The organism is uncultured Olsenella sp., assembly GCF_959602185.1.
Classification (GTDB): domain Bacteria; phylum Actinomycetota; class Coriobacteriia; order Coriobacteriales; family Atopobiaceae; genus Olsenella_I; species Olsenella_I phocaeensis.
The window spans coordinates 216,890-223,046 of the sequence record NZ_CAUGRZ010000002.1 but is presented as its reverse complement, the minus strand read 5'-3'; the positions used below and the strand labels follow the sequence as shown (position 1 = coordinate 223,046).

Annotated in this window: 9 protein-coding genes and 1 tRNA gene; 6 read left to right on the top strand and 4 right to left on the bottom strand. The window is 65.4% G+C overall.

What is annotated here, in order from left to right:
* The 5 genes from Q5923_RS02830 to Q5923_RS02810 all read left to right on the top strand — a co-directional run.
* Nucleotides 1–806: tRNA-specific 2-thiouridylase (locus tag Q5923_RS02830; RefSeq protein WP_303132009.1), on the top strand; the 806-nt coding region annotated here is incomplete at its 5' end.
* A gap of 246 nt (nucleotides 807–1,052) precedes the next feature.
* Complete coding sequence (locus Q5923_RS02825; RefSeq protein ID WP_303132007.1) at nucleotides 1,053–1,760, top strand: MgtC/SapB family protein; 708 nt, start codon at nucleotides 1,053–1,055, stop codon at nucleotides 1,758–1,760.
* A 619-nt stretch (nucleotides 1,761–2,379) separates the two neighbouring features.
* Complete coding sequence (locus tag Q5923_RS02820) at nucleotides 2,380–2,679, top strand: nucleotidyltransferase family protein (protein WP_303132006.1); 300 nt, start codon at nucleotides 2,380–2,382, stop codon at nucleotides 2,677–2,679.
* The gene (locus tag Q5923_RS02815) at nucleotides 2,676–3,014 is read left to right on the top strand and encodes a DUF86 domain-containing protein (RefSeq protein ID WP_303132004.1); all 339 of its coding nucleotides are present in this window, start codon (nucleotides 2,676–2,678) and stop codon (nucleotides 3,012–3,014) included. The genes Q5923_RS02820 and Q5923_RS02815 overlap by 4 nt, the downstream gene beginning before the upstream one ends.
* A gap of 348 nt (nucleotides 3,015–3,362) precedes the next feature.
* Nucleotides 3,363–3,437: transfer RNA gene (locus Q5923_RS02810), tRNA-Val, on the top strand.
* Between the two features lie 74 nt (nucleotides 3,438–3,511).
* On the opposite strand, the gene Q5923_RS02805 is transcribed toward Q5923_RS02810, so the two are convergent.
* Genes Q5923_RS02805 through Q5923_RS02790 form a run of 4 tightly spaced genes read right to left on the bottom strand, consistent with a single transcriptional unit; the run spans nucleotide 3,512 to nucleotide 5,263 of the window.
* Nucleotides 3,512–3,637: a hypothetical protein gene (locus Q5923_RS02805; protein ID WP_303132002.1), complete on the bottom strand. Its 126-nt coding sequence runs from the start codon at nucleotides 3,635–3,637 to the stop codon at nucleotides 3,512–3,514.
* Nucleotides 3,634–4,659 (bottom strand): hypothetical protein, encoded by a 1,026-nt coding sequence (locus tag Q5923_RS02800; protein ID WP_303132000.1) that lies wholly within the window; start codon nucleotides 4,657–4,659, stop codon nucleotides 3,634–3,636. The genes Q5923_RS02805 and Q5923_RS02800 overlap by 4 nt, the downstream gene beginning before the upstream one ends.
* A 2-nt stretch (nucleotides 4,660–4,661) precedes the next feature.
* Nucleotides 4,662–5,003, bottom strand: a complete 342-nt coding sequence (locus tag Q5923_RS02795) for a hypothetical protein (protein ID WP_303131998.1) — start codon at nucleotides 5,001–5,003, stop codon at nucleotides 4,662–4,664.
* Between the two features lie 11 nt (nucleotides 5,004–5,014).
* Nucleotides 5,015–5,263 (bottom strand): hypothetical protein, encoded by a 249-nt coding sequence (locus tag Q5923_RS02790; RefSeq protein ID WP_303131996.1) that lies wholly within the window; start codon nucleotides 5,261–5,263, stop codon nucleotides 5,015–5,017.
* A 330-nt stretch (nucleotides 5,264–5,593) separates the two neighbouring features.
* On the opposite strand from Q5923_RS02790, the gene Q5923_RS02785 reads away from it, so the two are divergent.
* The gene (locus Q5923_RS02785) at nucleotides 5,594–6,106 is read left to right on the top strand and encodes a nitroreductase family protein (RefSeq protein WP_009277809.1); all 513 of its coding nucleotides are present in this window, start codon (nucleotides 5,594–5,596) and stop codon (nucleotides 6,104–6,106) included.
* Nucleotides 6,107–6,157: the final 51 nt, after the last annotated feature.

The window sequence follows — 6,157 nt, the reverse complement described above, 5'->3', positions numbered from 1 at the left end:
CGTCCGGGGTCGCGGCGGCGATGCCGCAGGCGGGCGTCCCGGCGTCCGGGCAGGCGGGCATGGACGGCCTTGGCGCCGCGTCCGGCCTCGTCGCACCCGCGCGCCTCTTCCGCGCCGCGGACGAGTACAAGGACCAGACCTACTTCCTCTGGCGCGTCCCCGGTGAGGTTCTCGCGCACACGCTCTTCCCCATAGGCGGCTATGCCAGCAAGGCGGAGGTACGTGCCGCCTGCGCCGAGCGGGGCCTGGGCGTGGAGGCCAAGCCGGACTCCGACGGCATCTGCTTCGTGGGCGAGGTGGGCATCCGCAGCTTCCTCCTGGACACGCTGGAACGCCGTGCGGGAGACGTCGTGGAATGGGAGACGGGCCGGGTCCTGGGCCGCCATGACGGGGCTTTCCTCTTCACTGTGGGGCAACGTCGTGGGCTCGACCTGGGCGGGGGGCCTGCCCGCTACGTGGTGTCCACGGACGTGGAGAGGAACGTCGTCTACGTCAGCGCAAGCCTGGACTGCCCCGGGCTCTGGTGCCGGGGCCTGGAGCTCTCTGACGTGCGCTGGATTGCGGGACTCCCGCCTCAAGCTGGCCGCTACCTGTTGCGTACCCGCCACACGGGCGAGCTGGTCGAGGCTCTGGTCACGCCCCGCGAGCCCGACGTGGTGCACGGGCTTCCTTGGGCCACGGTCGAATTCGACGAGCCGCGGCGCACGGTCGCGCCCGGTCAGAGCGCCGTCGTGTACGACGGGCTGGAGTGCCTGGGGGGCGGCGTGGTCGTCCGCAGTCCGGAGGGCGTGCCGGGCTGGGCTTAGGAGGGGGCGGCGTACGCGCGTGTCTCTCGGCCGTCATGTCCCGTCGCGGTCATGGCTCCCGCCCCGTTCGCGTTGGTTGCCGCCCCTCGTGGCCCTTACCTCCCCGATTGCGCCATCTGGCGTCGTGCATCGGGGAGCGTACGCGCGCTGGGATATAGTTGCGAACACGCACGGACCGCAACGTCGCGCCGGCTGGTGCGACGCGCCTTTTGCATCGTTGGAACTTTGATTAGGAGGAGGAATCGGGTGCTGGGAGCTTACTTCACCCATCTGGCAGACGTGACCGCAGGTTGGAGCGCCGAGGCGGTGTTCTTGCGCATGGCGCTCGCGACATTGGTAGGCGTGGTCATCGGCCTCGAGCGAGAGTACAAGAACAAGGGCGCGGGCATCAAGACCCACGTGCTGGTGTGCCTGGGCTCGGCGATGTCCATGCTCGTGGCCCAGTACGTGCTGGTCACCTTCCCCGACGCGCGCGCGGACATGAACCGCATCGGCGCGCAGGTCATCAGTGGCGTGGGCTTCCTGGGCGTGGGCACGATCATGGTCACCGGCCTCAACGAGGTGCGCGGCCTCACCACGGCAGCGGGGCTCTGGGCCTGCGCCTGCATTGGCCTGGCAGCGGGCATCGGGTTCATGGAGGGCACGCTGATCGCGCTGGTCTTCGTCCTGTTCACCTTCGCGGTGCTGTCGCGCATCGACGCGCGGGTGCGCAGCAAGTCGAAGAACTTCGACATCTACGTCGAGTTCGAGGATCGCAGCGGCGCGAAGAAGATGCTCAAGATGCTGCACTCGTGGGACTGCACCTACAGCGACTTCACCCTGACGCGCGGGGAGTCGGGCGAGAGGGGCATGGCGGCGACGATGTCCATCCACCTCTTCGAGCTGGGCCAGAAGGAGCCGTTCCTCAACTCGATTCAGAACCTGGACTTCGTCAGCTACTGCGACGAGATGTAGGGGAGAGGGGCGCGCGGCGGCCGCGACGGCGTCAGGCGCGTGCGTCTTTGCTGCGACAACGTCCAACGCGTGCGTGTCGACCGCGCGACTACGCTCGGCGCGCATATCTCGCCTGCGACGACGTCCAATGCGTGCGGTACTGCCACGACTACGTCCAACACGTGCGAATTTGTCGCGAGAACGTCCAGCGCGCGCTTCTCGCCCGCGACAACGTCGAACGCGTGCGTTTTTGCCGCGACTACGTCCGACGCGTCTTTTCTCCATCGCTCAACTGGGCAAACGTGACGCGTATAAACGCGTTCGACGTGCTCGCGAGTGATGATGACGCGTTGGACGCTGTCGCAGGCATGATGGCCGATCATGTCATCTTGATAAGTCAGCAGAATTTGAATTTTTGCTGACTAACCTTTCCGTGAGCTGGGCAAATGCGAATGAGGTCAGCAGAAGAGAAAATAATGCTGACTTGGTACGGAGCGGATGACGGGGCGAGTGGCCGGAAACTCCCAATGCCAGCCGACAGCCGTCCACCATGCCAGCCATCTGACAAGTCACCGAAAGAATGCCGTCCTGCCATTTAGGCAAGTACAATCAAGATGGTTCACAGCGGAGAGGAGGCGTCATGTCCGAGCCACTTTCAAGAGATGAGATCACCCAGATCATCAGGCCAATCCTAAGGCGATATCATGCGAGCGGCGCCGCCCTATTCGGCTCATACGCACGTGGGGAAGCGACGCAAGACTCGGACATTGACCTCATCATCTATGGCGGTCCCGATTTTGATCGTACGGACATCTTCTCCATTGCCGAGGAGCTCTTTGAAGCCTCTGGAAAGCGAGTTGACGTCTACGAAGCAAGCGAACTCAATCCGGCCTCCGACTTCTATAGTTCGGTCAAGCATGACGAGGTGCGTGTGGCATGAACGACTCCGATCGCCGGAACCTCGAGCGAGCACTTGAGTTCGCCGATGAGCTCGCAAGTACGCTCGTCGAGCGCGACATCACACGCGAGATCCTGATATCCGATCGCTTTGTTCAGTGGGCAATCACAACGCCGCTGTATAACGTGGGCGAGTTCGACTCGCACGTCTCCAAAGAACTGCGGGCCTCGCACCCAGAAATCCCGTGGTCCAAGGTCGCGGGCACGAGACATCGCTTGGTACATGGCTACGGCGGCACCGATTGGACCATAGTCACGGAGATAGTCTATAGGGACCTGCCCTCCTTCGCGGATCAAATCCGTGGACTGCTGAGATAGCGATTCTTCCAATCGAGTGCTTTCTGGCAGCCCGCAGTCGTCTGCATATCGACAACGTCCAACGCGTCATCATCGCTCGCGAGCGCGTCGAACGCGTCTGAGAGTCTTGCGTTTGCCCAGTTGAGCGAGGGAGAAAAGACGCGCCGGACGTAGTCGCGGCAAAAACGCACGCGTTCGGCGTAGTCGCGGCAGAGACGCACGCGCCGCCATCGCCGCATCAGCGCCAAGCGCTCCGCCAGCCACTTCGAGCGAGTAGGTATGGAGAGAAAATATCTGTTGCATGCTGGGGGGAGTTCCTCTATAGTAGCTAACGCGCTGCGCGAACCCCCATGCGCGGCAGACATATTCGGGCGTTTAGCTCAGGGGGAGAGCGCTTCCCTGACACGGAAGAGGTCACAAGTTCAAATCTTGTAACGCCCACCAGGAAAACGCAGGTTGGAGGCCGAAAACCTCCGGCCTGCTCTTTTGCGTCGGATGGCCGAAACCGCTAAGGACCGCTAAGAGCCGTTGACTACCCTGCCCATGGCGTCTGCGGACTCTCCGAAGGTGCCCTCGTAGGGGTTGAGGTAGTTGGTGTACAGCACGCGGGAGTCGCGCGAGCGGCCCTGCATGGCGTTGATCACCGTGTGGTCCACGCCATGCAGGGCCGCATGAGCGTGGAGTAGGTCGCGCGCATGCGGTTTATGCCCACGAAGGGCAGGTCGTGGAGGGCGTGGCCCTCCGAGAAGAGGCGCTTCCATCGCTTCGGAAGGTAGTTCGGGCTCATGCGCCCGCCCTGGCGCCCCACGCAGAGGGGGTCGGTCGCGCCCCGGCACGCCCAGAGCGCGTCCGAGAACGGCTGGGAGACGGGGACGGAGCGGTACCTGCGGTCGTTCTTCGGCTCCTTCATCCCGTCGCGGGAGGTGTACGCCCCGCCCACGGACACGACGGCCTGGCGGTGGTCCGCCCCGTCCATGCCCGTCACGTCGGCCCATGACACTGACTCCCAGTCAAGCGCGAGCGCCTCCGAGCTGGACAGGCCAGCGCCCACCATGACCAGCCAGAGCGGATACAGGCGGTCCCCCGCGAGGCGCGCCATGCACTCCGTCACCTCCGGCACGCCCCAGACGGGCAGCGGGGCCTTCCTGCGCCCGCGCGGCAGGCGGAAGGAGTACGCGGGCCCCATCGGGGACTCGCCGATCATGTGGTCGAACGCCGCCTGGTTGAGGATGGTGCGCAGCACGCGGACGTGGGTGGGCGCGGACTGGGGCGGCAGGCGGTCCACCCACCGCTGGACGTCCACGTTGGTGATGGAGCCTATGTCGGAGCCGCCGAACGCCGGGGCCACGTGGCAGCGGTAGGCGCTGCGGAGCGTCTCGACGTTGACCCGGGTCGTGCGCGCCGCCCGTCCCGGGAGGAACGTTGACCAGAAGTAGTCATCGAGGGTCGTGGAGTCCCCGAGCGTGGGCGTGCGGCCCATCTCCTCCGCGAGCAGGACCAGGGCGCGCTGCGCGTCCCTCTCCGTGCCGTGCACGCGCCTGGACACGCGGCGCTGCCTCCCGTTCGCGCGGTAGCCCGCCGAGACGGACACCTCCCACACCTGGCGGCCGTCGGCGTCGGTGCCCACGACGCGCTTTGAGCCGAGGGCGGAGCGGTGCCTGGGCACGGCTACGCCCGCGCCAGCATGGACTTGGCGCGCATGACAAACCGCTGGGCGTCCTTGACGCGCTTGCGGTCGACCTCCATGGCCCAGAAGAACCCGTCCCCGTCCACGGTGAGGTACTTCGTGCCGCCGGACTTCTTCTTCGCGGCGAGCGCGAATATGCCCAGCAGCACGACGCGGGTCACCGTCACGCGCCTCTCGAGCGCCTGGCCGTCCTCGACGGACACGTCGTTGACTAGGCCCCACGACGCGTGGCCCGGGTTCGCCGACTCGTCCGGCGACTCGAACGTTATCCCGCTGTTGTCAAGCTCCATGCGCTCGCCGCTCTCGATTCCGCGCACCTCCATGCGAACCCCTCCTAAATCTCGTACCAGTCCGGCATCGTCGCACGGACCACCGTCCCCAGCCGGTCCACGCGGGACTGGCCGTAGTCTACTATCACGAGCCGCGCCGTGGGGTCCCACGACAGCGGGGCCAGCTCGAAGCCGTTGGCCAGCTCCGTGAGCACGCCGAACACCAGCGCGCCGTCGACGGCCACGCAGTGTATGGCCCCCGGCTGCGGCGCCCCTATGCCCACGTCCACCATCGCTATGTAGCCGCGCGGCACCTTGCGGTTGAATTGATTGCGGAGTTTGACGGGGGAGAAGTCCGCAACTAAGCCGGTGGTGAGCCTGTCTTTGGCGCAAAGCTCCGGTTGTCCTGGGTCAGTTACGGACTTCTGCCCCAGTCAGTTGCGGACCCTGAAAGGGCCAAGGTCCGCAACTGACTGGGGCACAGCCGGCTGGTCGGCCGGACAAGCCGCCCCGTCCGCCCCGCCTCGATCGGAGGCCGCACTGCGTCTTCTCTGTGCCAAATCCTTCTCCCTTCGATTACGCGCCACCCCTGCTGGGCAGAAACACCAGTAGCGAAACGCGTCACAAGAGGAGAGGAACAAGCCATGGAGTTCAGCGAGGTCATCGCCAAGAGGTATGCCTGCAAGAAGTACGACGGCAGCGCGGTGAGCGATGGGCAGCTGCAGGCCATCCTGGAGGCGGGGCGGCTTGCCCCCACCGCCAAGAACATTCAGGAGCAGCACGTCTACGTCGCGCGTACGGCAGAGGCGCTGCAGAAGATTGACCAGATTACGCCCTGCCGCTACGGCGCGCCGGTCGTCCTGGTCGTGACCAGCAACTCCGGTGCGGCCTTCACCTACCCCGGCGGCTCGCGGAACTCCGCCGAGGAGGACGCTGCCATCGTCGCGACCCACATGATGCTCGCCGCCACCGACGCCGGTCTCGACAGCTGCTGGGTCAACTTCTTTGACCCCCAGAAGGCGGCCGAGGTCCTCGGGTTTCCCGAGGGCGAGGAGGCCGTCATGATGCTTGACCTGGGCCATGCGACCGAGGGTACGGGTCCTCTCGCCAACCACTCGAGCCGCAAGGAGATCTCGCAGACGGTCACGTACCTCTAGGGGTGGTGAGTTTCCTCTTGTACGTATAATATTCGTACAAGAGGAGGAGAG

Coding starts and splice junctions, on each gene's coding strand:
- Q5923_RS02815 (WP_303132004.1), top strand. CDS start 2,676: ATGAACGACTCCGATCGCCGGAACCTCGAGCGAGCACTTGAGTTCGCC.
- Q5923_RS02785 (WP_009277809.1), top strand. CDS start 5,594: ATGGAGTTCAGCGAGGTCATCGCCAAGAGGTATGCCTGCAAGAAGTAC.
- Q5923_RS02795 (WP_303131998.1), bottom strand. CDS start 5,003: ATGGAGGTGCGCGGAATCGAGAGCGGCGAGCGCATGGAGCTTGACAAC.
- Q5923_RS02820 (WP_303132006.1), top strand. CDS start 2,380: ATGTCCGAGCCACTTTCAAGAGATGAGATCACCCAGATCATCAGGCCA.